The sequence below is a fragment of the Pseudoalteromonas sp. A3 genome, from assembly GCF_025942345.1.
GTDB lineage: Bacteria > Pseudomonadota > Gammaproteobacteria > Enterobacterales > Alteromonadaceae > Pseudoalteromonas > Pseudoalteromonas atlantica.
The window spans coordinates 294,660-318,845 of the sequence record NZ_JAPCKL010000001.1 but is presented as its reverse complement, the minus strand read 5'-3'; the positions used below and the strand labels follow the sequence as shown (position 1 = coordinate 318,845).

The window sequence follows — 24,186 nt, the reverse complement described above, 5'->3', positions numbered from 1 at the left end:
GTATTTAATATGCCGTCGTCAAATGTTGTATTTCGTTTTTTAGCAGAGCCTACCGATGTAAATTTTGGTGGGAAGGTTCATGGTGGTGTGGTCATGAAATGGATTGACCAAGCGGGTTATGCCTGCGCTGCAGGTTGGAGCGGCCATTATTGTGTTACTGTTTCTGTTGCTGGGGTTAAATTTAGACGCCCTATTTTGGTTGGCCAAATTGTCGAAGTTGAAGCAAAAATTGCGCATACAGGCTCAACAAGTATGCAAATATTTATTCAGGTACGGTGTGGCGATCCTAAAACTCAAAACATGGTAGAAACAAACCACTGTGTTATTAGCTTTGTAGCAATGGACGAAACAGGTTACCCGGTAGAGGTTCCTGCTTTTAAAGCACAAACAGAAGAAGATATTAAATTGGAAAACTACGCTATTAAAATGAAACAAATTGCAATTGAGACAGAAAATTTGCTTCATAAAGTATAAAAGTACAATGTAAAATTCACATAGACCATGTAAAAGGTACAACCTTTACTTAGAAAACAAAAAACTAAAAAAGTTCACCCTGCTTATAAAAAATACAAAATAGCCGTAAAAATGCCGTATAAGTCGTTTTTACGGCTATTTTGTAACCACAGCCTATTGTTGGCATGCTCACTGCAAATAACTAATTGTCGTTTGATAAGTTAAATCAAACATTTATTATTTTTTTAAAGGAGCTATACAATGATTAAAACACTTTCTCTTTCTGCAATTGCTTTAGCAACACTGGGTTTTAACTCTGCAGCACACGCTGACATTACGGATTTTGATTCTCCTCGCATTTATACAGGTGTTGGTTATGGTCAATACTCATTTGAATTTGAAGACAGCGAAAACGACACTGAATTTGATGATGATGCACAAATGCTAAAAGGTTACATTGGTACACAATTTAACGAACACTTTAGCGTTGAGTTAGCTTATCAAAACTTTGATGAAGTGAGCGACATCGACAGCAAAGCAGAAGTTGATGGTGTGTCATTAGCAGCTATTTTAGCGGCTCCGCTTTCTGAAAGCTTTTCAGTATATGCTAAAGGTGGTTGGTTTGAATGGGATGCAGATGTAGAGCAAGAGCTTCCTGTTGGTAGCATTTCAGCATCACAAGACGGCGGCGACGTGTTTTACGGCGCGGGTATTCAATACGCATTTTCTAGCAATGTTCAAATGCGCTTAGAGTACGAACGCTACGAACTAGATGATGAAATTGACCCAGAAATGGATGTTGCATCAGTATCAATTCAATACATGTTTTAATTAGCATTTAAAACACTTAAGGGTGAGCCATGTGCTCACCTTTTTGTTGCTTATAAATAATACCCATCCGTAATAATAGCTAATTATATTGCGGGGCTAAACGTGTCGCTCCAGCCTCAAAATAGCTCCACTTAATTAAGCAAATTGGTATAAACACTAATCGCTATATTTTAAACCACTTAGTCTAATACTCGATTAAACCAGCCAGTCTAAAATATAACGCATTAACTGTACTGCTATAAATACTAAATAGAGGTAGAATAGCGCCCTATTTTTTTGTTAACTGAGCATTATGAGCGATTATAGCATTTCGGCTGTTGGCCACATTCAATCCCCTTATAAACAAAAGTTTGCAATACCTAGGCAACCACGTTTAGTGCCTCAAGCTAAAGCCAAACTTATTTTTACTGCTGAGTTTAATCGTGAAGAATTTGTGCGAGGTATTGAAGAATTTAGCCATATTTGGCTGTTATTTAGGTTTCATGAAACCGCCGATAAAGGGTATTCAGCTATGGTGCGCCCACCACGTTTAGGCGGCAATGAGCGCAAAGGTGTTTTTGCAACGCGCGCCACATTTAGACCCAACGCCATTGGGATGAGCGCTGTAAAACTTGAAGGCGTTGAGTATAAAAACGGCCAACTTAGTTTACTGCTTGCTGGTATTGATTTACTCGATGGCACGCCTATTGTGGATATAAAGCCTTACTTACCGTATTCAGATGCAATGCACGACGCCAGTGCCGGTTTTGCCGATACCCGACCAGAAACACAAATGAGTGTCGCGTTTTCACCCGAGGCAATTGATTTTATTGCCAAGCAAACACACTACCCTGAGCTTGAAGATTTTATTGCTAATGTACTAAAACAAGACCCACGCCCTGCCTATAAAAAACAAAAACAAGGCGAGCAAAGTTATGGTATGACACTGTATAATTATAATATACGCTGGCAGGTTAACGGCGAGCATAACTTAGTAACAAGTATAGAAAATAACTAAAAAGTGCAGTTAGCGCTTTAGTGTAAAAGCAAGCGCTGGTAAACTTAGCGCCCTATTAAAAAGAACATATTACTTAATTTCGGAAAAATCATGCGTACCAGTCAATATATACTCGCAACACTTAAAGAAACGCCATCAGATGCTGAAATTGTTTCGCATCAATTAATGCTTAGAGCCGGTATGATCCGTCGCGTCGCTTCGGGTTTATATACATGGTTACCCTCTGGTTTACGCGTGCTTCGTAAAGTAGAAAATATTGTTCGTGAAGAAATGGATAAAGCAGGCGCAATAGAAATGTTGATGCCGGTTATTCAACCTGCTGATTTATGGCAAGAGTCTGGCCGTTGGGAGCAATTTGGTCCTGAACTTGTTCGCTTTAATGACCGCCATAACCGTGAGTTTGCGCTAGGTCCTACGCATGAAGAAGTAATTACAGATTTTGTTCGTAAAGAGATTAGCAGCTATAAACAACTGCCTGTTACTTTGTACCAAGTACAAACTAAAGTGCGCGATGAAAGACGCCCACGCTTTGGTGTAATGCGTGCACGTGAATTTACGATGAAAGACGCGTATTCATTTCATTTAAGTGAAGCGTGTTTAGATGCCACATATAAAGTAATGCACAAAGCGTACTGTAATATATTTGAACGCTTAAACTTAGAATACCGCCCAGTACTAGCTGATACGGGCTCTATTGGTGGTAGCTTATCACATGAGTTTCATGTACTTGCTGAATCAGGTGAAGACGCAATTGCCTTTAGTGATGCAAGCGATTATGCAGCTAACATCGAAAAAGCAGAAGCGTTAGCTCCAACTCAAAGTCGTCCTGAGCCATCTAAAGAGCTTAAAGCGTTTCCTACACCAGATGCTAAAACAATTAGCGAGCTTAAAAAGCACTACGGCGTTAAACCACACCGCGGTGTTAAAACATTAATTGTGTACGGTACGCCAGATGAAAACGAACAACGTGGTTTAGTTGCGCTTGTACTACGAGGCGATCACGAGTTAAACGAATTAAAGGCTGAAAAGCACCCACTTGTAGACTCTCCACTTGAAATGGCCACTGAGGCTGACATTGTTGCGGCTATTGGTGCAAAGCCAGGCTCACTTGGCCCGGTGGGTTTATCAATGCCAATTATTGTAGACAGAACCGCTAATGTAATGGCAGATTTTGTTGCCGGTGCTAATAAAGATGACGAGCACTTTAGCGGAATTAACTGGGATCGCGATGTTAAAGAATATCAAGTTGCTGATATTCGTAACATTGTTGAAGGCGATCCGAGCCCGTGTGGACAAGGCACTTTACAAATTAAACGCGGTATTGAAGTTGGTCATATTTTCCAACTTGGTACTAAGTACTCAGAAGCCATGAAAGCAGGCGTACTGAGCGAGTCGGGTAAAAACCAAGTAATGACTATGGGTTGTTACGGTATTGGTGTTTCGCGCATTGTGGCAGCGGCTATTGAGCAAAATAATGATGATTACGGTATTATTTGGCCACAATCTATTGCCCCATTTGATTTAGCTATTGTGCCAATGAACATGCATAAGTCGCATCGTATTCCTGATATTGCTAATAATCTATACCAAGGTTTAAAAGATGCAGGCCTAGATGTTTTATTTGATGATCGTAAAGAGCGCCCTGGCGTTATGTTTAACGACATGGAATTAATGGGTGTACCTTATACTTTAGTGATTGGTGAGCGTAACCTTGATGAAAACAAGGTTGAGCTTAAAAATCGCCGCACCGGTGAAAAGTTAATGGTTGATTTAGACACCGCAATAGAGACTATTAAAGCGGCTGTTAAAGGTTAATAACACCTACGCTTAAAACAAACTTATAAGGCCGCATTTAAACATGCGGCCTTTTTTATGCGCGTTTAATGATAATGTATAAAACTGCTCACCTAATCTCCTTCCCAGCCAATAAACTTTAATTAGCTGGTTTGATATAAATTGTCATGGAGGCTTCGCTAAAGTGTCTCATAAGTGTCATTAGATTTATCTACAGTGTTCAATTATTACACTATGGATGACGGGCATGACAAACAATCAACAGCGTAAAAAACAACATTATCCAGCCGTTTGGATATCGGATGTACATTTAGGGTATAAAGACTGTAGAGCCGACTATTTATTAGATTTTTTAAATTCAATTGAATGCGATGCGCTTTATTTAGTGGGTGATATTGTTGATCTGTGGTCGATGAAGCGCAGTTTTTATTGGCACCCATCTCATTACCAAGTGCTTAGTTGTATACAACAAAAAGCCCTTGATGGCACCCGTGTAATATACATACCTGGTAACCACGACGAGACCTTTCGCCACTACATAAATCAAACTTTATTTGGTGTAGAAGTCCACCAGCAGTTTATTCATACCACTAAAGCCAATAAGCGCTTTTTACTGATCCACGGTGATGACTTTGACTCGGCAACCCGCTACAACAAGCTCATAAGTATTGCAGGCGATGCAGGTTACGACTTACTGCTGTTTTTAAATCGTTGGACTAACCGAGTTCGTAAAGTGTTTGGCGGTAACTACTATTCGCTTGCTGCATGGATAAAAGCACGCGTTCATAAAGCCCGGGAAGCCATTGCAGCTTTTGAAGATGCCGCTATACATGAGGCAAAAAAACAAAAGGTCGATGGCATCATTTGCGGACACATCCATCACCCTAAAATTAAAGTAGTAGATGGCATAGTGTATTGTAATGATGGTGATTGGATTGAAAGCTGTACCGCATTAGTTGAGCAACCAAACGGTAAAATAGAGCTGTTGCATTGGTCTGATACGCAAAAAGTACTTGATACAGCCGATGTAACCAGCTTAGTTAAACCTATTCAAACTGATACCAAACCAAGTAAGTCAGCAGCGTAACTGCTGACTTAGCCCATTTAGTTTAACCAGGTTAGTAGCCTATTTTTAAGTGTTTTAGGCTTTATTGGCTTGGTAATATAATCATTCATGCCGGCGGTAATGCAACGCTCTCTATCGCCTTCCATTGCACTTGCGGTCATGGCAATAATTGGAATGCTAATATACTCAACCCCAGCTTTAGCATTTCTTATTTCGCTGGTGGTATCGTAGCCATCTAGGTTAGGCATTTGGCAATCCATTAAAATTAAGTCAAACGGTTGCTCTTGATTAAATTTAAGGGCAGAGAGTGCTTCTATACCATCACTTGCACAGGTAATTTTTATCCCTGTGCGTTTTAAAATAGCCTTCGCTACCTCAATGTTAATCATGTTGTCGTCAACCAATAATACATGATACTTAGACAACTCAGGCTCTGGCTCTATGTCGTTTGCTTGTTTAGGCGCGGTTAAAACAAACTCATTATTAGCGCCAAAAATACTGCCTAGCTTATAGGTAAATTGATCTTGCGTGAGTGGTTTGTGCAAAATGTGGCTATGCTCAGGAAACACCTTTTTAGATTGCTTATTAACCACCATGTCTCGCAATATAAGCACATATTTTTTATCTGCCTTTTCGCAGTAGCTTATTAGCGCATTAACTTGCGGGTGTTCGTCATCAATAATCAGTAAATCGGCATCAAATTCCCTGTGTTCACTAAAGTAGTCGAGCCTTATAATGTGGCTTGGCTGAATTTTACAGGTTTGAGTTAATAATCCGCATACATTTTTAAATACGTTATCGCGGGCAATAAGCGCCGCTACACTGACCTCTTTTGAAAGCTCAATGCCGGTATTAAGTTTTTGCTGTTGCGCCACATGTAACTCTACCGTTGCAACAAAGGTGCTGCCTACGCCCTTTTCACTGCTAACGGTGATATTACCGCCCATTAACTGCGCCAGTTTTTTACATATAGATAACCCTAAACCGGTGCCACCAAAATGGCGGGTTGTGCTTGAATCTTCTTGGGTAAACACATCGAACAGTTTATCGATGTTTTCAGGGGCAATACCAATACCGGTGTCTTTAATTATAAAGCTCATTAAAATTTTACTGTCGGTAATGTATTTAGAGTTTAAGGTTAAACTTACTTCGCCTTTATGCGTGAACTTAAACGCATTATTTATTAGATTAATTAAAATTTGCTTAAGGCGATGGCTATCACCAATAACCATTCTATCAACCACGTTTTGGGTATTTAAAAAGACCTCTAGCCCTTTACGTTGGCCCTGCAACGCAATTGAATTAATCATATCGCTACAGACAGAGATAACATCAAACGAGTGATTATCAATATCTAGCTTGCCCGCTTCAATTTTAGAAAAATCTAAAATATCGTTAATTAAATTCATTAACGAGTGCGCACTGCTATTAGCTAATTTTAAATAATGTTGCTGTTGCTCAGTGAGGCTGTCTTCTTTTAGCATTTCAAGCATGCCTAAAACACCGTTCATGGGTGTGCGTATTTCGTGGGAAATATTGGCTACAAAGTCACTTTTTGCTTGGCTTGCGGCAAGGGCTTGGTCAATCGCTCGCTCAAGTTCAACAGTACGCTGAGATACCTTTAACTCTAACGTGCTATTTAAACCCTGTAACTGTGATTGAGTTTGCTTTAACGAGCTGATATTACGCAAAATAGCAGCAACCTGATAACGATTGCTAAATACATCAAATACGCTGGTCAGCGTGATTGAATAATATTCTTTATTGCCATCATCACCAGTATAAGCCGCTTCAAATGGCATTTTAGAGCCATGCTCTATGGTTTCACTAATGCAGTTTTTATCTTCATCTGCAAGGGTAAATAAGTTACTAAAGCGGGTGTTATCATTACCTAGCCTACTTGCAAAAACTTTTTTAGCCGTTTGATTACAGTGAATAATAGTTTCATCACTGTCTATGGTAAAAATAGCGTCGAGTGAATTTTCAATCACTTTATTATTTTGCTCTGTTAAAGAGTGTATAAGCAGCTTGCGATTAATATAGCGCTGATATAACAGCGTAATAATTATAAATATGGTAAAAAATGTGGCAGTGATGGCAATAAAACTTTCGCGCCTTTTTGCAACGCGTTCCAACAAGGTTTCAGAATCAATAGAAACGGCCATCTCTAACGGCAGCATGGCAATATAGCCTTCAAAACTTACCCGTTTATTTAAAAAGTACTGTTTTGGTGCATCACCTATTAACAAGGTTTCGTGAGAATTCATGTTTTGTGTGGGGCTAAATTCATCACTCCAGGTTTTGGCTTGGTTAAATTCAAAGCCAAACCGTAAATCCGGGTTTGGGTGGTATAAAAATTGGCTTTCATTATTAAGCAAATAAATATTAATCCCAGGTGGAAGTTCAAACGTTAAACTTTCAAATAACTTATCTGCGGAGTAGTTTGTCACTAAAATGGCAAACACTTGCTTTAAATGATCGAAAACAGGCTTAGCTACGCGGTATGTACTCACAAAGGGTTTTTGTATTTCACCGTTTTCGCGGTTGTAGTTAATAGGCGATATATACACGCTTTTTTCATCAAGCATGCTGGCTTTAAGTACGTAGTCTCGCCCGCCTTTTTTTTGCAGTTGCGCGCCCTCTAGCCTAATTATGTCACCTAAAAAGCGGTCTACACGTACTATCTCTTGGCCATTTTCAGCAAGCATAATGTAACGTGCTTGCAAAATAGAATCGTCGGTTTGCATAAACCCGCTAAAAATATCAGCAAGGCGGTCTTGCCATACAGCAATTGGGGTTTGTAAGAGTGGGTCGATTAATTGGTTGTCGGTCGCTCTAGATATACCTTGAATAGGTGGAGTGGCGTTTAAAAAGCGAATAGCGGTAATACTGTCGTTTAAATGATTTTTTAAAGACGCGGCTTTTGTTTCAAGCTCACGACTGAGTTCATTACGTGCATCGTTATATATCTCTGCGCGCACTTTTTTTTCAAACACATACACCGAAGGTAATGCAATAACTAAAAAAACAATAATGGCAACCAGTAATAATTTATTACCTTTTGCTGCTGTTATAAATACATTCCTTTCTAACATTAACCTTCACCAACAGATTTTACTCGCTACAGTATAGAGTATTAAAAGCTAAAAAGGAGCCCAAAACTAACTACTTATCGTTATTAACTTTAAAATTTTTAATAATTAAAGTACTAATGTATTAGACAAAACAAATAACCACCTCAAAGAGTTAACCTAAGATGAACAAGCGCTCAATCAAGGAGCTACTTAGGAGTCTTCTGGTTATGCAAACCTTCTTTTACAACAAATATCGCTATAGCCACACAAAAGGTAAACCCTCCCCCTATACAGATATAGTTGATTAATGGACTAGAATCAGTGTCTAAAGTCATCGAAAAAAGGCCATAGCTCAATATAAATAAAGCTATTAAAGATGAAATAATTATTACAGTGAAGTTTTTCATTCTATTACCCCTGTTTCTTTAGCGATATTCTTTAAATTATTCAAAAATTGAATCGATTCATGTGTTATGTCTTTAATTATAAACTTAGACTCTATTTCAAAATCGTCTTGATCTATGCCATCGTTACTAACTGTCTTTAAAAAAACAGCTTTTCCTTCATCATGCAATGTGATTTCCGTCGGTAATTGATCTGTGTCGTATTTAAATTTGCGCATAAAGTCTATTAAAGGCACGTCTAAAAAACCAACCAACGCTTTTCCAAAATAAGTATCTTCTTTTGCTCGTTTTAACAGCCAAGTATATTCAGTAGATGATATAAATTGATTTGGGAATGCACTTATTTTAACTGTTTTTACTTTATCACCATCTAAATATCCTACAAATAAGTTATCTCCTTCCTTTTCATAAGCAATGTAATTATTAGGGTCATTTTTAGGATCTAAGCTCATTTCATAAATTTGCTCTTTGGTAAATCCTGGAGCGTATTGCAGCATTCCTTTTAAAGCATCCTCTGCGCGCTTATACGTAACTGAGTAATCAGTTCTGTAAGCAATGTTTTTTTGATGATCTAGAATATATTGGCCATCATCTTTAATGGTCATTTCTGTAAAGGCTTTATTTGGCAAAATATAATCTGTACGAAGGTATTTATCGGTGACCTTTATTTTAATATGTGCGAAATGATTTAACTCTTTAGTGACTTGATAATTAAGTGTTAGGCTATTTTGCGCATGTGCATAACCACAAAAAACCACAGTGATAAAAACTATTAACTTAACAATATTTTTCAAAATTTCATCCTTAAAACTTAGGAGCTAAAAAGCGATATAACACGCCATATTAAGCTGTTATTAGCGCCTATATTAAAGTATCTATTACATTAAATATACATAACTTTTTCTAGGTTCATAACAAGTATAATGAGTATAAATAAAAAAACGAATAATCCCACATGAAGCTCAAGTGGGTAAACCATTTGACTTGTTCTGTCTAACGATACTGGGTATTTGTGTTTTAATAATGAAAACACAAGTGCTTCACTATCAACACTCCAGTGCGTCAGCGAAATACTCTGCCCCTTTGTTGTATTAAATACCAATGAAATTAAATATGACCTTTTAGTTTTCCTGGCAGAGCCTTCAACTGAGTCATAATTGTAATTCCACTTAGCCTCAATGCTAATAATATCCTGCTTAGTTAGTGTACGTGGTGTTTTATCAGTAAATAATAGGGCGGGTAAATAAAGCTCGTTATCATTTACTATAATGGAGCTTAGAGGCGCTGTTTTTATAAAATAGTATTTATTACAAACAATAACCCTAGCAAAGTAATAACTTACATAAGTTATTACTAAAAATGCCAAAGATGATTTCCAATTTTGTGATGAATAAGCAATAAATAGCGTAAGCAAAGCAAAACACACGACGACAAAATGAACTAAATTTTTCTTACTATCAGGGAGCGGTAGCGCACACCTAAGTATGGGAATATTATTTTTAGCCTCCGCATTACCTAAAATAGTATGTTGCGGAAATATTTTTGTAAATTTGTTTACTGTTGCTGAGTGTGTTTTTTCAGCCTCGGCCTCTTCACGTTTAGCTGCATAAACGCGCTCAACGGTTGAGAGTTTCCTCACTACTAGCTGTGCTTGTTTGTCTTGCTTGAAACACCTAAACGTATAAGTGCTCAATTTACCTTCTGCTGAAGTGTAATTAATATCTATGATATTTACAGCTTTATCTGCTCTAAACGATATTGTGTTTATACTGTTTATATCAATGGTGTGGTGACTATACGTGAAGATTTCTTTCTTAAAAAAATAAGCCCCCAACTTTATATCTATTTGATTATTGTGTTCATCAAACTTTAACCGGTGTTGAAACATCAAAAGCACAATAATTAATACAACATCAAGCCCATCGGTTGTATCAAAAATAAAGCCTTGGCTTAAAACACCTAGTACAAGGCCTGCCACAGTTAGCCAAATGAATAGCCATTTAATCGTTTCTAATAGTGATTTTAATATAATTGAATTAGCCAAAATTCCCTCTTTGAATAAAAAAGTATGCTTAGTTACATACTCTCATAATATATAAATACTTAAAGTAGTCGAAAAGCTAATTAACTAGACGCAACAATGATTATCCAACCGTCAGCTTTTGTTTTTTCAAAAGCACAACCCGTAGAGTAACTACGTTTATCACCTGATTTAGCTTCAATCCTAACGGATGCATTTTTTTTAGGTGCTTTAGTAGATATTTTAATAGAGGTAATCTCAAAATTAGGATCTTGTGCATACTCCTGAAACTTCTCAGCTTCTTTACTCAAATATGCAATAGCTCGTTTTTTTTCGTCTTCCGTATCTTTAAAATGCTTTGGTACAAAAGACATCAAAGTATCAATGTCTTTATCAGCTTTTGCTTGTCTAAATTCTTCGCATTTTTTTATAAATAATGGATCTTGATTATCCTTGGCTGGCAAATTTACGTTAGATTCATCAGCAAAAGCTGCTGTGCTTAAAAATATGATGCTAGAAAGCGCTATTAATTGTGATTTCATTTCAAATCCTTTGTTAACGGAACAAATAAGGGGGACGTTGTGTAAATATTAAGTTTTTCACTTTTATTATTTTGCTCTGTAGCAGTCGCGTTCATAGTAAATTCAAAACCGCCCTCTACTGGTTTCCAAGTAAAACCATCTACTTCCGGAGGACCAGATAAAATTCGACCCTCTTTATCAATACATGCTAACCCCCCTAATAAGGTATCTTCGTTTTCTAGCGCCCATAAGTCCTCTCCCATTACAGCCAATAGCATTGTGCAGCTATGCTTACTACCCTCAATGCTTACATCATAGATTAACATGTTATCGCCAGATTCAAACTTAATTGAATCTTCAATAACCCCCGTCACTAAGTGGGAGTCTACACACCCTTGCAAAACTAATGAACCAAGCAATACACACATGGTTTTTTTTAACATAACGTTCCCTTATTTGCTCTTAATTATTATTTTTACGTTCACTTTTTAGTTTTTTATAAAGATCATCGGCTACTGCTGTGGCTTTACCAATAATGCTATAAGAGTCATCTTTTAAAAATGCGTCAATCGACTCTTGCCTTAAATTTTCTTCATACCAGTATTTAAACTCTTTGTATGATACTAAATCACTTATTTTATTTTTTAACTGTTGCACATTCTCAACTTTGTTTTGATATGCAAAAGCACGTAAAACAAAAGATTTAAGCGTACTATCAACACTTAGCTCTATTTGGCTATCATCGGCTATGTAGCTTTGGAATAATCGAATGCCGTCTTTGTAATAAAGAGAAATATAATCAGTGGTTGAGCTTATTTGTACCTGTTTGTTATTAAAAGCATTAATGCCATAAAACTCTCCGTCTAAATTATCTACATAAAAAGGTCCCTTAATATGTAAGTAATCGGGCATTACAACCTTTAGCGATATAACGTGTTCTTTTTTGATACTTGAGTAGTTACTTTCACCATATATATTTAGTAAGCTAAACCAGCCTGTACCAACATCGCTAGGTACAATAAAATTAGCATTAGTATCGTCTATATAATCCAACTGAATTGTTGGGCCTTCTGCAAAAACTAATGCAGTACCACTTTCTAAATTTGCACCAGTTATTGATACTCTATCGCCTTCAACTACATTTTTAATCGGAATGCCTGTAACAACTGGTGTTTTTGGATGCAGTAATGTGGCATCAATACTGTTGGTTTTATAGCCATCTATAGCTAGAAAAAATGTAATGGGTTCTCCGCCCAACGCTACCTTTGGATAATTAGGTATAACAAATTCAATTTTATTCTCTGATGTAATCGTCACTGGTAAATTAACGACTGGCTGTTTGTCATCCCCTTTTAACATTACCAAATGTGCCGCATCACCTTTTAGGTTTTCTGCATTTAAATTAGCAGGGAAAAACGGCCTAACTTTGTTAATAAATACTGCTTCGTCACTATGAGAATATGTTGCAGAGCTAATGACTGGGGTATTTGATGGGTATAAGTTATTTATACCAATTAGTTTTTCTAGTGGCTGAGTGTCATTTTCATCAAACAAAAAGTCGCCATCGTCGTCAGTATCTAAAAAATTAGGGATGCCATCACCATCAAGATCATAACGGATAAATTCAACTAAGTTTAATTCATCTGAATCTAAAACTGCATTATTGTCACTGTCTAAGTCTATAAAGGCTGGTTTTTTATCACCATCTAAATCGTAGGTTTGTTCTATAGCATCAGTAATGCCATCATCATCACTGTCTAAATCAAGCCAGTTTGGAGTACCATCATTGTCGACATCATGACTAAAGATAAAGTTAGCTGCATAAATATGGTACTCATTTCCATCGGGTATTTTATCAGCATCTGTATGTTGCCCAAGGTGGTTCATTCCCAAAGCAAGCTCTTTGTTTGTGGGAACTGCGTCTTTATCTATATCAATAAATGCATGTACCGTATATGTAAAGCTATCTGCACCTAAGTTGTTTCTATCAGTAATACTTAAATTATATTCACCTGCTTGCTTAGGTGAAAAAGTAATAACCTGACCGACTTTACCAACGTGTTCAATGTTTGTTGGTATAGAAGAAATAACATCGCCATTATTATTAATAATCGTTAAAGACGGTGTAAAACGTGAATCATCTTTAAAAAGTATAAACGTCACTGATAAGTCTTCAAATAGCATTGAGTTGGGGATATTAAATTTAAAATCATCTATATCTACATTTTTAGCAATAACCCCCGCCGCTTTAAAAGGTATATTCCCAACAGGGTTTGCTTGGCCAACGTTATTATTAAACTCTTGTTCTTGAACAACCGACATTGTGGTTTTAGTTGCATCAAACGGGTAACCATCCTGTTCATCAAGCACGCCATCACCGTCTTCATCTTTGTTTTGCCATGTACCTATATGAATAGTTGGTTTAATGGTTTTTGCGCTTAATGGTGTTATAAACATTAGCGAGCTAAAAACGCTGCTAAAGCTCAATAATGAGAGGTAAAATAGAGGTAGTTTCAAGAGTCCATCCTGTTTAGTAATCCATAATTTAGCTTTAAAGTTATACTATTTAATAATACTAAAATTTAGTTAGTATTTATGCGCGGGCCTTCACTAAATTTTAAAAAATAAAACCAGCGATACATATCGCTGGTTTATTATGACAAAACCAACTTTTATTTTAATTAATAATTTGTTAGCTATATATCTAACACCCACTTTGTCGTGCCAGGCAACAGCTCAAACACACAGCTATCTAATACCCCTATATTCTGTCCACCTTTACCATCGTTATCCCAATCTATAAAAACTTGAGCTACGTCTTTTGGTACTTCAGTCGATAAATATTCATCACGTTTAATATAAGCCCCAGCTTGGCTTAATCGAGCACGATGTCTAGAAGCCACTTTTTCCATTTTTTTAGTCATTTTAGGTTTAAGTGTACCTTTATATTTTTCCTCTACAAAGCTCCACATAACCTCTTTATCATTGTCGCGCATTGCATTTCGCCATAACTGGCATTTTTCTATAAAAATATCTGCTTGGTTATTTTTAGCATTAAACTCAACATTCGGCTCAGCCGCTAACGCATGTGCACAGCTAAATAGTATTGGTAAAGATAAGATCATTTTTTTAAACATTATTAAATCCATTATGTTTATATTCGGTTGATTGAATTTTGCTCACGCAGTTAAATTATATCTATCATCATAAGCTTTTTTATTCATAAGACATCGCTTTTACTTTGTTTCTAAGCTTGAGCATTTTCATGGATAGCTTGTAGTTTTTTGGAGAAAAAAACACTCTAAAATCCTCTTCTACACCTTTTGTAAAATACGCTATATACTCACCATACTCTTTAAGTGCACGTAAGTTTCTTAATGCTTCCAATCGTTTAGATTGACTTGCAGAAACAAAAAAAGGTTTTAATACATACTCCTCAGCTGTACTTTGCAAACTTAGCGACAGCTCGCTTTCATTGCCCACAACACCAGCTGATAAAATAGCAATCCCGTCATACCAAATTGAGACTGTAGAGCCTTCTTTATTAAAGCTAAACGCTTGCCCATTAACCAATGATAATTGTGAGTACTTAGTCCCTTGTGGTATTACAGTTACTTCCCCTTGCAAATCGTGGTATGCGGCTGGGAGGTTCAAGTCGAGTGTTACTTCCCTTTGATTATCAATATTGATGTACATGGAATTACTTTTGCCATAAACGTTTTGTAAATAAAATAAACCACTTGCTGCTTCATCAGGGATCACAAATACTGCAAGGCTGTTTGATACCCAGTCGGCTTCATACTTACCTTCTCCCATTACAACCTTAGCCAAATCGTTAATGCTTTCACCTTCAATTTGGATTTGTTCGCCAGGTACTGCTTGAGATGTCGATATCGACTTTATTAGAGGCGTTTTGGGATGTAAAAGCTGGAATGTTAAGTCATTGCTACGGATATTATCTTTGGTAATAAATAATGTAAGCTCTTCACCTTCCAATGCAATTTTTTCATAATTAGGTATTACGATGCTTATTGAAGTGTTTGTAGCTTGCGTAATGGGCATATTAACAACGGGAAGGCGCTCATCCCCTTTTGTTATTACAACAAAACCACCTTTTTCAGGGAAATTTTCGCCTTTAATAATTAGAGGTCTAAAAACTCTTCCTTTATTGGGAAGCGATATTGAGTCTGAAAGTTCATAGTAGACTGATGCTAACGTTATTGCTGAATCACTTTCAGCGCTAGTGTAAGTAAGGACTTTTTTTGGCTCTTCGTCATTCACATCAAAAACTGCATCACCATCATCGTCTATATCAATGTAATCTGGGATTCCATTTCTATTTGTATCAATTAAAGTGCCATTACTCTGAGCTTGTTCGTCCCTATCACTAATAATGTTATTATCGCTGTCTAAATCAACGAATGCAGGTAACTGATCAGTATCAAGATCAGCAGTGCCCTCTAAAGTATCAGGTATGCCATCGCCATCGGAGTCGTCATCTAGCCAATTAGGTACTGAGTCTCCATCTACGTCATGCGCAAATACATTTTTACTACTAAATACCCAATATTCATTACCATCTGCAATGCCATCTCGATCTGAATCCTGAATTTTATAATTTAGTTTAAGTGCTTGCTCTTTGTTATCGGGTATTGCATCTTTATCTGTATCAATAAAACCGAATGCTTGATATTTAAAATCATCAGCATGATTACCATTTCGATCAAGTACTGACAGGTTATATTCCCCACTTTGTTTAGGATTGAAAGCAATAGCTGCGCCAAGTGGCGCAACTCTATCAATAGCTAATTCGATATGTTCAACAACTTTACCATTATTTTTGAAAATACCAAGCTGAGGATGAAACCGCGAAGACTGCTCTAATATAATAAAACTGATTGATTTACCGCTTTGCACATCAGCCTCAGTAACAGTAAATTTAAAGTCATCTATATCAGATGATAACGACAGCGCGCCTTCAACAGAGAAAGGTACTGTACCAACTGGGTTTGCTTCGGCAACGTTATTATTAAACTCTTGTTCTTGGACGATAGTAATTGTGGTTTTATCAGCATCAAACGGATAATCATCTTGTTCATCAGGCACACCATCACCGTCTTCATCTTTGTTTTGCCATGTACCAATATGTGCGGATGATTTAACTGTTTTTGCTTGAACGTGTGTTGTATATGTTACCGAGCTAATAGCACAGCTAACACTTAACAATGAAAGGTAAAATAGGGGTGTTTTCAAGAATCCATCCTTGTTGGTTTATCCATAAAGCATTTACAGTTATAAACTGTACCTAATATATATAAAGTATGCAATTTAATCAAAAATGATAATTAGAGCAATCAACTGTATATACTTTAAGTGAATTAAAGCCTACAGCTTATACACCCTAAAGATTTAATATGCCTTTTTAGTAAGCCCTTCATAAAACATAGCGAGCAAACCGTACATACTTAAAAGTCCGCCAATACACATTAACCCATAGGTCATTGTTTGTAGAGATTCAGGCTGAATTGCAAACCGGTACAGTCCTATACTTAATAACGTAATTCCCAGTACGGCAATTAAAATGATACTCACAAATCCTTTAATCATCACATTCCCTTTGTTTTAAACTTTGTGTGCTTATGAACACTTTTTACATAATCATTTAGGTTGAAAATTTCTGCTTGAGCTAAAAAATTGATTTCAAATACCCTGCCCCTATCCAATACAAATAAAGACCTATCATTACAAAATTTCCACCCATTGACATAACTCGCATCAAAATAAACATAATACTGCCACCGCCATCAGTAAGGCCATACTTGTAACTCAAGGGGTAGTCAAAATAAATGCACAGATAAAGCAAGTTTAATGTTGCGATGGTATTTGGCTTAATTGTATAGCGTTCATTGTTTTTTAAAACCACAACCGCTTGGGAAATGTGCGATCGTTTTTCTTGATAGCCTTGCCCGTTTGAGCGCATATACCCGTAGCTAAATTGTATGTAATCTATATCGGCTTTAGCCATAGTTAGCTGTTGCTGTTTAGATAATGGCTCGGTAACGATGGTTAATTCATCTTTACTTACTTCAAACGCGGCTTTGTAATTAAAGCCATACCTTTGCCAAATTAACACCTTTCGTAAAAAACATAGTCCTAGGAATAAAGGAATATATATATAAAACAACCCGCTAACCCAGTCCTCTTCAACCCAAACATGGCTATACAATGCAAGCGCACCCAATGCAATTGCAAATAAAAACTCGATTCCTAAATTTAGCCTAAATAATTTAGTTACTACCGGCATAGTGATTTTGCTCGTAGGAGTTAAGGCGTCTTTTTCAGGTAAATTTACGAGCTTCAACCAAAACTTGTCATCTAATTGTATATCTAACTTTTCGCTTTGCATTACTAATCTCAACAGTAAATTATAAAAAAGAGCATGTAATATAAATTACATGCTCTTTTTTAATATGCACTACAACTAATCTTGCAGTAAATTAACCATATACCACTTGCCGTCTTTTAAACCAAAACGGCATTTGTTATACACTGTGCGCTGCTCTTTAAGTCTTTTATCATAGGCATCAAATTTGTAATATATAAATGCTTGCTCTGTATATCCCCATCTTTCATACGTTTCTTCTACAACACTATACTTAGTGTCCTCAGAGTAGTTAACAAGCTTTGATTCGACAAGACGAAAGTTTCTAATACCATCGTACTCTTTTTCGTAGTATTTTTTATGTGTACTGTCAACCAGTTTTGTAATTTCCTTATCAGCATTAGGGATATGGTCAACGGGTGTAAACAGCTGCTTAAATAGTTGCTCATCTTTATTTTTTACTATTTCTACTGCTTTAAAACAGTTTTCTTTTGGGATTGTTAAATCAAGCTTTGCGTGGCATGTAAAGCTTGCTAATAACGACAATGGAATTAGGTATTTATTCATTATTTATCCTTAAAACATTAGGGCCTGACCTATTCGATTGAAAAGCTAACCGCGTTACTTTTTCCAAACTGATTACTTACCCAGTAACGCCAGCCACTTAGTTGACGTGGCGTTTTAACTTTAATGGTTTTTTCATCTATATAAATGCTATTAACAGTCACATTTTTAAAATGAACAACCGTCTGCTCATTAAAATTTTCACCTATAAGAGTAATTGTTTCTCCAGCACTGATACTTCGCTTTTCAGGTTTTAAAAGTGGGGATTTGCTCTTATTAACTTCAATTGGTTGGGCATCACTAATAACCTCATCATGAGCTAAATATACATAAGCCTCGCCTATCTTACTTGGCAGCTCTATACTTATATATGTTTTGCTCCCTTCAATTCTAGCTATGGTAGGTTTTAAGTTAATAAGTTCATCAGGATATTGAAAAACAAGGACCAAATTTTTTGCATCTGCTGGTAAGCCATCTACTTCAAACTCTACTTTATCCCCAGCTCTAATAAAATCTCGAATAGAGTGCCCCTCAAAGGACATATTATAAACCCAGCGCACAAGTAAACGATTTTGATTAGGCCCTGTTAATTTAACAGTTTTAGATTTTTTACGACGTTGCGTATCGTAAATATCTAATATTAAATCGTCGTCATCATCTAAATCTAAGTGATCTAATTTTCCATCATCATCAAAATCAAGTGAATAGTTAAAATCACCAATTTCCAGTTCATCATCTATGGTATTACCATCAGCATCACGGTCTATATAATTTGGGAAGCCATCTTTATCTAAATCTTCAATGCCTTCTATTTTATCAGTGAAGGAGTCATCGTCAGAGTCGACATCTTGCCAATTCGGTATTCCATCACCATCAAAGTCTATGTCAGTACTACTATTTAATAAAACGTGCTCTAAACCATCTAAAATACCATCTTGATCTTGGTCATTCTTAATAAGGTTACTGCCAAATGCACGTTCCTTCTCATCATCAAAAGCATCTACATCTTCGTCATAAAATAAAACCATACTGTAGGTTAAATCAGGGCCACCACCGTAATTATTATCCATTACACTTAGTTGATAACGACCTGCCTCAAACATATGAAAGTTAACAATATGCTTTCCAAATTTCTTATATTCGCTAATAACATACTTACTAATTACTCTGCCTTCTGAGTTTGATACATAAACTTGCGGGTCAAATCGTTTAGCTGCACTTTCAAATACAGCAGTGACCATAGTTCCATCATCAACGTTAAAACCATATAAATCACCTTTGTCTGTTCTTGATGAAATAACGCCCTTAACTTTAAAACCTTTACCAAGCTCTACTGGAGTTGCAACAGATGGGTTATCGTTAGGTTCTTTTTCAAAATAAACAGGGTATTGAGTTTTACTCGCATCAAACGGATAGTCATCTTGCTCATCAGGCACACCATCACCGTCTTCATCTTTATTTTGCCATGTACCTATATGGGTGGTTGGCTGAATATTTTTTGCATGTGAATTTGGTGTATAGGTTAGCGTGCAAAAAGCACAGCTAACACTTAAAAGCGAAAGATATATTAGTGGTGTTTTCAAGAGTCCATCCTTGTTTAATTATCCAATTTTTATAATTTAGTGCTGATAACGCTAAAAGCTAAAAAAGATGTGTATTAAGTACTTATATAATAAATACTTACTTTACACATCCTTAAGATTAGCATAGTGCGCGAGGCTGTTTTCCAACTAGCGAAAATGTTATCTATCTTTATTTATAGCATTGAAAAATTACCAACTTAGCTTTTTAGCATTAACTAAGTTGGTTATATTATATTTTTAAAATACATTAATTTGCATCAGACAGCCTTTCAACTAACTCAACACGACGGTTAAGCTCGCGCCCTAGCTCATTTTTATTAGTCGCTGCCGGAGAATAAGGCCCAACACCTTGAGGGATTAACCTTGTTTTGGCAATGCCATAATCAGCGATTAACGTTTTAACTACCGCATTAGCTCTGCGTTTAGATAGATCGAGATTATATTCTGCAGATCCTTTGTCGTCTGTATGCCCAACAACATATAAACTCAATTTTTTATTTTTTTCAAGAACCTGGGCAATCACATCTAAAGATTGCTTAGATTCAGGTTTTATAACTGCTTTATCATAGTGAAACAGTACACCATAAATAGACGCTTTGCCCTTTTGCTTTAGTTGTTCTAGTACTTTATCGCTATTTGTTTCTATTAACCCCGTTATTAGTGGCTCGGTTCTCATAACTAAAAGCTGAATACGAGAGTCACCTTCAAAGTTGCCTATGAAAAACGCTACGTAAGTAGTCTGCCCGTCAAATGTGCTTTTCATTACGTTATATCGCGGCTGATGCCAGTAATTGTAGACCTGTGATATAGAAATAGCATCCCCTAATTTTTGTACCGTAGGTCTATAACCACACCTAGATTTTTGACAAGAAAATATGGTTTCAAACCCTTCTTTTACTAATGCACTTAGATAGTTATGATAAATTTTAAGTGTTGACACATTTTTCACAACATAAGTAATTTGTGTTAAATCGCCAGTTACATCAAGTGTTGGAAGCTTTTTGGTCTTTTTATCAGCAATACCAATAGGAATGCTAAATTCTTCATAATCTACTTGTTTGTAATCTTCAATGTAACTGCTGGGGTAACGACTGATTAATGGGTGATCAGACGACCCACCTTTATCTTTGCGAGGGGGTTTTGTTGTTTTTGTGTCATTTTGTTTTTTGAATGCATTAAAATCAGCTGAGATAAGGCCTGTTTCAATGTCTTTTATATCCACAGAGGTTAATAGCACTCTTGTTTTATTTTCATCTTGTCCTACGAATAATGAAATTGCGGCTTTAAGTTCGTCACCTCCTTTTGTAGCAAAAATATAATGAGGCTTTTTATAGTAGCTATAAGCTTTAAAATAACTAGTCTTTTCTGATATCAATTTACCATTATTATATTTCCCAGAATTGCACTCACTCAAAGAACACCTGTAAATCACGTTAAAGCCTGCATCTTGTAAAGCGTTTTCATAGTTTTTTGTAACCTTTAACGAAGCTACATTTTTTATCTCATATGCGTAATGAGCTGTATCACCAATAAATTTTGTAAACTCAAACTGCTTAGATTTTTCTGCATTAGGATCAAACTTTGTCATTAACTGAGTTTCTTCACCCGCTAGAGTAACTGAATTATCTAGCTTTGCTTTTGGATACGGTGACAATAATGGCTTTGCTTGTACACTTGATACACCAATTAGATAAATTATAAATATTTGGAGTATTTTTATAACTTTATTGTTCATTAAAATTCCTTTTTTATAGGTTCGGCTCTAAAAATTAGTTTATTTAGAAAGCGTTAAATATTCTAATACTTTAACTCGTAAATTAAAACTTAACATATTAGTATGCATGGGTATTTTTTTATATTACAAAGCCAATGCAATTGGCTTTGAAAAGCCACTCATATCCGCTAGCCATTTTTTAATTAAGTTCTCATATTAACTTAATTAGAGCTAGGTTTTAACACGACATGAAACCTGTTAAGTTACCTAGCCTATTTAACTAGTTTCCACAGCGATTTTGAAGCGCTCTAATATTAGCTACTTACTAAAACTCGGCAAGGTACATCGCTATTATAGGAAAGTTAGCTACAATGCCAGAAACGCGTAAGAATATATAGCCGATACTAGAGCCCCCTCCTTCAAATGATTTTTTATAAATTAATGGGTAATCAAAGTAATACAACAAATACAAAACATTAAACAACCCCACTCGGTTAACGTTCAACTCAATGTTTTCGCCTGTTTTAAGGTTTATAAAAGCCCTATTTAGCGCAGCATTTACTTGAATTTGTGTATCAGATACATGAGTAATAAAACTGTAATTAAATAATACCGACTCGATTTCATCCCTTTTGAATAGTCTGCTTTGTTTTAATGAATCATTTATAAATGGGTTAACTTTAATTTTATCTTTACTTATGGTCATCACGTGTTTTGAACTAAACCCAAACTTGCGCCATATAAGAATACGTTTTAAAAATAGGGTACCAATAAGAAGCGGTAAATAAACAACTAAGCTAGCTAAGCTATAGCTGTCAACTAACCAAAGTCCGGCTAACAATGAAAGCGTAATTAAAGTTGCGCTAAATAATAACTCTATTGGAAAAGACAAATGACATAATAAACGCAATAAAGGAAGTTTAATTTCACTCGTTGGGCATAAGGTATCTTGCTCTTTAAAGTGAACATTTTTAAACCATTTTTTATCGTCTAGACTGGTTGGTTGTTCTTTATTAGTCATATTTAGCTTCTTAATAAGTTGACCATGAGCCACTTACCATCGACTTGCCCAAACTTACATTTCCCTTTTATTGTTACGTTGTCTTCCTTTTTACCAAAAACCTTTGATGTCTTAAATGTATAATTAACCCACAGCTCGTCAGTATAACCATACTCCAATGCATTCTTTTGTGTCCTTTTAATTATACTATTTTTAGCATCCTCAAGCACCTCAGTACCGACAATTACAAAGTTATGGATACCCAAATAATAATTTTTTGTATAATGATCATGCTCACGAGCTAACATACCTTTTACAATACTTTGGTCCATATCTTTAGGTAGCGGTGCATAAAGCTGCATGAAAAGCTCATAATCTTGATTTAAAACGATATCTACTGACTTTTTACAATTTTCAATCGGGATGCTGTAGTCAACGGCACTTGCCGTAAATGATAAAAGTAATGATTGAGCCAGTGTCATAAAAGCGATTTTTTTCATAGTTTTCTCCTGTAATTTTCGATTTATATGCATTTTACTAATCTGCTGAGTTTATGAGTACACCATAGGCACTGTGCACTTTTCTGTTTAATAGGTTATCTGTTTATAAATTTTTTAGTGTCTCAATCTGATCTGCAATGATTAAACAGGACATTTCAATTTCAAACCTTTCCTTAGTTTTTTAAGTAAATTAAACAATAAAGCCCAATAAAAACCCGATTGGGAAAAGAGATAAGTAGGTTAATGTCCACCATGAAAAACGGTGTTTAGTTTTTACGTTATGCACTTTCGCTAAATAATTAACAATTGCTCTATAGTCACTTAAATTAAACGTATGTACTCCGTAACGCTCTCCATTGACTGTTTTAATCGCTAAATGCGTACTTATGTAAGGACCAAACCAGAGAAGCGGCGTTAACGGAAAATAATTGATATACATCGCCTCTATATCTTTAAAGGCGATAAATACTTCACGCTCGCCTTTAAAATCTGGCATGGTTAAACCTTTGCGCGTGATAAATACATCGGCGTTGTAAAATGTTTTTTGTAACGAGGATTGCAATAGCACCAACCCAAAAAACAAAAACGGGGTAACCACAAACATAGTATTCAATGTTTGGTCAGCGTTTGAGTAACTTGGTTGGCCATCAACAAAAAAGGAGGCGACAAAAGCGCCCAGTAACATACCTAAAAACGATTTTACTCGGGTATAAGGCACCCAGCGCTTGTGTTCAAAACAGACTTGAAATGTATTCTTAAGCTTTTCAGATATTAAATTCATAATAATCAAAGTAGTCTATGATACATATACCATTCGTTATCAAACTCTAAAAATGAGCATGATTTTCTCCCGTTGCGCTCTTTATTTATAAAAGTGTAAAATAATGTGAATTCACGAGTTGCTTCAGGGTAAAAGCGGGCCATTCGTTTATCTACTGAACTCTGTAAGCCTGATACTAATTTATTACCATTAGGATCTTCTCCGGCAGTATCTAACAACGTTATTTTCAAATTATTTAAATTTAATTGTTCCCAATCCTCTTTGTAGTTTTTTATTGCCTTATCAACTTGCTTCCATGCTGTTTTACCTTCATTCCAATTTTGTAATTTTGGTGGTAACTCTGTAAATAAAGCTTCACGGTCTCCGGCTTTAATACTTTGCCATGCATCCATACAGCGTTTATTAAAATACTCTTTAGTTGGCACTTCGCTAGCCATTGAAAAAAAAGATGAGCTGACTAAAGGCCCAGCAATTAAAAGTGTGGTTAGTTTATTTTTCATAA

Annotated in this window: 22 protein-coding genes; 5 read left to right on the top strand and 17 right to left on the bottom strand. The window is 36.0% G+C overall.

Going from position 1 to position 24,186, the window contains the following annotated elements:
* The first annotated feature begins 9 nt into the window (after positions 1–9).
* The 5 genes from OIZ54_RS01425 to OIZ54_RS01405 all read left to right on the top strand — a co-directional run bounded on the left by OIZ54_RS01425 (position 10) and on the right by OIZ54_RS01405 (position 5,162).
* The gene (locus OIZ54_RS01425; RefSeq protein ID WP_004586653.1) at positions 10–474 is read left to right on the top strand and encodes an acyl-CoA thioesterase; all 465 of its coding nucleotides are present in this window, start codon (positions 10–12) and stop codon (positions 472–474) included.
* A gap of 240 nt (positions 475–714) precedes the next feature.
* Positions 715–1,284 (top strand): outer membrane beta-barrel protein, encoded by a 570-nt coding sequence (locus tag OIZ54_RS01420; protein ID WP_024033565.1) that lies wholly within the window; start codon positions 715–717, stop codon positions 1,282–1,284.
* 292 nt (positions 1,285–1,576) lie between these two features.
* Positions 1,577–2,281 (top strand): tRNA (N6-threonylcarbamoyladenosine(37)-N6)-methyltransferase TrmO, encoded by a 705-nt coding sequence (gene tsaA / locus OIZ54_RS01415; RefSeq protein ID WP_029773613.1) that lies wholly within the window; start codon positions 1,577–1,579, stop codon positions 2,279–2,281.
* 90 nt (positions 2,282–2,371) lie between these two features.
* Positions 2,372–4,096: a proline--tRNA ligase gene (locus OIZ54_RS01410; protein WP_004586656.1), complete on the top strand. Its 1,725-nt coding sequence runs from the start codon at positions 2,372–2,374 to the stop codon at positions 4,094–4,096.
* Between the two features lie 226 nt (positions 4,097–4,322).
* On the top strand, positions 4,323–5,162 hold the full coding sequence (locus OIZ54_RS01405) for a UDP-2,3-diacylglucosamine diphosphatase (protein ID WP_264389488.1): 840 nt from the start codon (positions 4,323–4,325) through the stop codon (positions 5,160–5,162).
* Between the two features lie 17 nt (positions 5,163–5,179).
* Here OIZ54_RS01405 and OIZ54_RS01400 read toward each other — a convergent pair whose 3' ends face one another.
* The 17 genes from OIZ54_RS01400 to OIZ54_RS01320 all read right to left on the bottom strand — a co-directional run bounded on the left by OIZ54_RS01400 (position 5,180) and on the right by OIZ54_RS01320 (position 24,184).
* Positions 5,180–8,236 (bottom strand): ATP-binding protein, encoded by a 3,057-nt coding sequence (locus OIZ54_RS01400; protein ID WP_264389487.1) that lies wholly within the window; start codon positions 8,234–8,236, stop codon positions 5,180–5,182.
* A 382-nt stretch (positions 8,237–8,618) separates the two neighbouring features.
* Positions 8,619–9,413 (bottom strand): hypothetical protein, encoded by a 795-nt coding sequence (locus OIZ54_RS01395; RefSeq protein ID WP_264389486.1) that lies wholly within the window; start codon positions 9,411–9,413, stop codon positions 8,619–8,621.
* Positions 9,414–9,502: 89 nt separating this feature from the next.
* Positions 9,503–10,663, bottom strand: coding sequence for a hypothetical protein (locus OIZ54_RS01390; RefSeq protein WP_264389485.1), 1,161 nt, complete (start codon positions 10,661–10,663; stop codon positions 9,503–9,505).
* Between the two features lie 80 nt (positions 10,664–10,743).
* Positions 10,744–11,181, bottom strand: a complete 438-nt coding sequence (locus OIZ54_RS01385; RefSeq protein WP_264389483.1) for a hypothetical protein — start codon at positions 11,179–11,181, stop codon at positions 10,744–10,746.
* Positions 11,178–11,603, bottom strand: a complete 426-nt coding sequence (locus OIZ54_RS01380) for a hypothetical protein (RefSeq protein WP_096041700.1) — start codon at positions 11,601–11,603, stop codon at positions 11,178–11,180. The genes OIZ54_RS01385 and OIZ54_RS01380 overlap by 4 nt, the downstream gene beginning before the upstream one ends.
* A 19-nt stretch (positions 11,604–11,622) precedes the next feature.
* Positions 11,623–13,617 (bottom strand): hypothetical protein, encoded by a 1,995-nt coding sequence (locus OIZ54_RS01375; RefSeq protein WP_264389482.1) that lies wholly within the window; start codon positions 13,615–13,617, stop codon positions 11,623–11,625.
* A gap of 239 nt (positions 13,618–13,856) precedes the next feature.
* Positions 13,857–14,297, bottom strand: a complete 441-nt coding sequence (locus OIZ54_RS01370) for a hypothetical protein (RefSeq protein WP_264389481.1) — start codon at positions 14,295–14,297, stop codon at positions 13,857–13,859.
* Between the two features lie 79 nt (positions 14,298–14,376).
* A complete protein-coding gene (locus OIZ54_RS01365) occupies positions 14,377–16,413 on the bottom strand; it encodes a hypothetical protein (protein WP_264389480.1) in 2,037 nt (678 codons plus the stop codon).
* A gap of 156 nt (positions 16,414–16,569) precedes the next feature.
* Positions 16,570–16,767 (bottom strand): hypothetical protein, encoded by a 198-nt coding sequence (locus OIZ54_RS01360; protein ID WP_096739610.1) that lies wholly within the window; start codon positions 16,765–16,767, stop codon positions 16,570–16,572.
* Between the two features lie 79 nt (positions 16,768–16,846).
* Entirely contained in the window at positions 16,847–17,566 is a 720-nt protein-coding gene (locus OIZ54_RS01355; protein ID WP_264389479.1) for a hypothetical protein, read from the bottom strand.
* A 75-nt stretch (positions 17,567–17,641) separates the two neighbouring features.
* Entirely contained in the window at positions 17,642–18,109 is a 468-nt protein-coding gene (locus OIZ54_RS01350) for a hypothetical protein (RefSeq protein ID WP_096041694.1), read from the bottom strand.
* 29 nt (positions 18,110–18,138) lie between these two features.
* A complete protein-coding gene (locus tag OIZ54_RS01345) occupies positions 18,139–19,689 on the bottom strand; it encodes an IPT/TIG domain-containing protein (protein ID WP_264389478.1) in 1,551 nt (516 codons plus the stop codon).
* A 247-nt stretch (positions 19,690–19,936) separates the two neighbouring features.
* Entirely contained in the window at positions 19,937–21,424 is a 1,488-nt protein-coding gene (locus OIZ54_RS01340) for an OmpA family protein (RefSeq protein WP_264389477.1), read from the bottom strand.
* A 304-nt stretch (positions 21,425–21,728) separates the two neighbouring features.
* Positions 21,729–22,424: a hypothetical protein gene (locus tag OIZ54_RS01335; protein ID WP_096739606.1), complete on the bottom strand. Its 696-nt coding sequence runs from the start codon at positions 22,422–22,424 to the stop codon at positions 21,729–21,731.
* A gap of 2 nt (positions 22,425–22,426) precedes the next feature.
* Complete coding sequence (locus tag OIZ54_RS01330; RefSeq protein ID WP_264389476.1) at positions 22,427–22,903, bottom strand: hypothetical protein; 477 nt, start codon at positions 22,901–22,903, stop codon at positions 22,427–22,429.
* A 190-nt stretch (positions 22,904–23,093) separates the two neighbouring features.
* Positions 23,094–23,684 carry a hypothetical protein gene (locus OIZ54_RS01325; protein WP_264389475.1) on the bottom strand — a complete coding sequence of 197 codons (591 nt, stop codon included), beginning with the start codon at positions 23,682–23,684 and terminating at the stop codon, positions 23,094–23,096.
* A 5-nt stretch (positions 23,685–23,689) separates the two neighbouring features.
* A complete protein-coding gene (locus OIZ54_RS01320; RefSeq protein WP_264389474.1) occupies positions 23,690–24,184 on the bottom strand; it encodes a hypothetical protein in 495 nt (164 codons plus the stop codon).
* Between the last annotated feature and the right edge of the window lie 2 nt (positions 24,185–24,186).

Coding starts and splice junctions, on each gene's coding strand:
- OIZ54_RS01425 (WP_004586653.1), top strand. CDS start 10: ATGCCGTCGTCAAATGTTGTATTTCGTTTTTTAGCAGAGCCTACCGAT.
- OIZ54_RS01420 (WP_024033565.1), top strand. CDS start 715: ATGATTAAAACACTTTCTCTTTCTGCAATTGCTTTAGCAACACTGGGT.
- tsaA (WP_029773613.1), top strand. CDS start 1,577: ATGAGCGATTATAGCATTTCGGCTGTTGGCCACATTCAATCCCCTTAT.
- OIZ54_RS01410 (WP_004586656.1), top strand. CDS start 2,372: ATGCGTACCAGTCAATATATACTCGCAACACTTAAAGAAACGCCATCA.
- OIZ54_RS01405 (WP_264389488.1), top strand. CDS start 4,323: ATGACAAACAATCAACAGCGTAAAAAACAACATTATCCAGCCGTTTGG.
- OIZ54_RS01400 (WP_264389487.1), bottom strand. CDS start 8,236: ATGTTAGAAAGGAATGTATTTATAACAGCAGCAAAAGGTAATAAATTA.
- OIZ54_RS01385 (WP_264389483.1), bottom strand. CDS start 11,181: ATGAAATCACAATTAATAGCGCTTTCTAGCATCATATTTTTAAGCACA.
- OIZ54_RS01380 (WP_096041700.1), bottom strand. CDS start 11,603: ATGTTAAAAAAAACCATGTGTGTATTGCTTGGTTCATTAGTTTTGCAA.
- OIZ54_RS01375 (WP_264389482.1), bottom strand. CDS start 13,617: ATGTTTATAACACCATTAAGCGCAAAAACCATTAAACCAACTATTCAT.
- OIZ54_RS01370 (WP_264389481.1), bottom strand. CDS start 14,297: ATGTTTAAAAAAATGATCTTATCTTTACCAATACTATTTAGCTGTGCA.
- OIZ54_RS01360 (WP_096739610.1), bottom strand. CDS start 16,767: ATGATTAAAGGATTTGTGAGTATCATTTTAATTGCCGTACTGGGAATT.
- OIZ54_RS01355 (WP_264389479.1), bottom strand. CDS start 17,566: ATGCAAAGCGAAAAGTTAGATATACAATTAGATGACAAGTTTTGGTTG.
- OIZ54_RS01350 (WP_096041694.1), bottom strand. CDS start 18,109: ATGAATAAATACCTAATTCCATTGTCGTTATTAGCAAGCTTTACATGC.
- OIZ54_RS01340 (WP_264389477.1), bottom strand. CDS start 21,424: ATGAACAATAAAGTTATAAAAATACTCCAAATATTTATAATTTATCTA.
- OIZ54_RS01335 (WP_096739606.1), bottom strand. CDS start 22,424: ATGACTAATAAAGAACAACCAACCAGTCTAGACGATAAAAAATGGTTT.
- OIZ54_RS01330 (WP_264389476.1), bottom strand. CDS start 22,903: ATGAAAAAAATCGCTTTTATGACACTGGCTCAATCATTACTTTTATCA.
- OIZ54_RS01325 (WP_264389475.1), bottom strand. CDS start 23,684: ATGAATTTAATATCTGAAAAGCTTAAGAATACATTTCAAGTCTGTTTT.
- OIZ54_RS01320 (WP_264389474.1), bottom strand. CDS start 24,184: ATGAAAAATAAACTAACCACACTTTTAATTGCTGGGCCTTTAGTCAGC.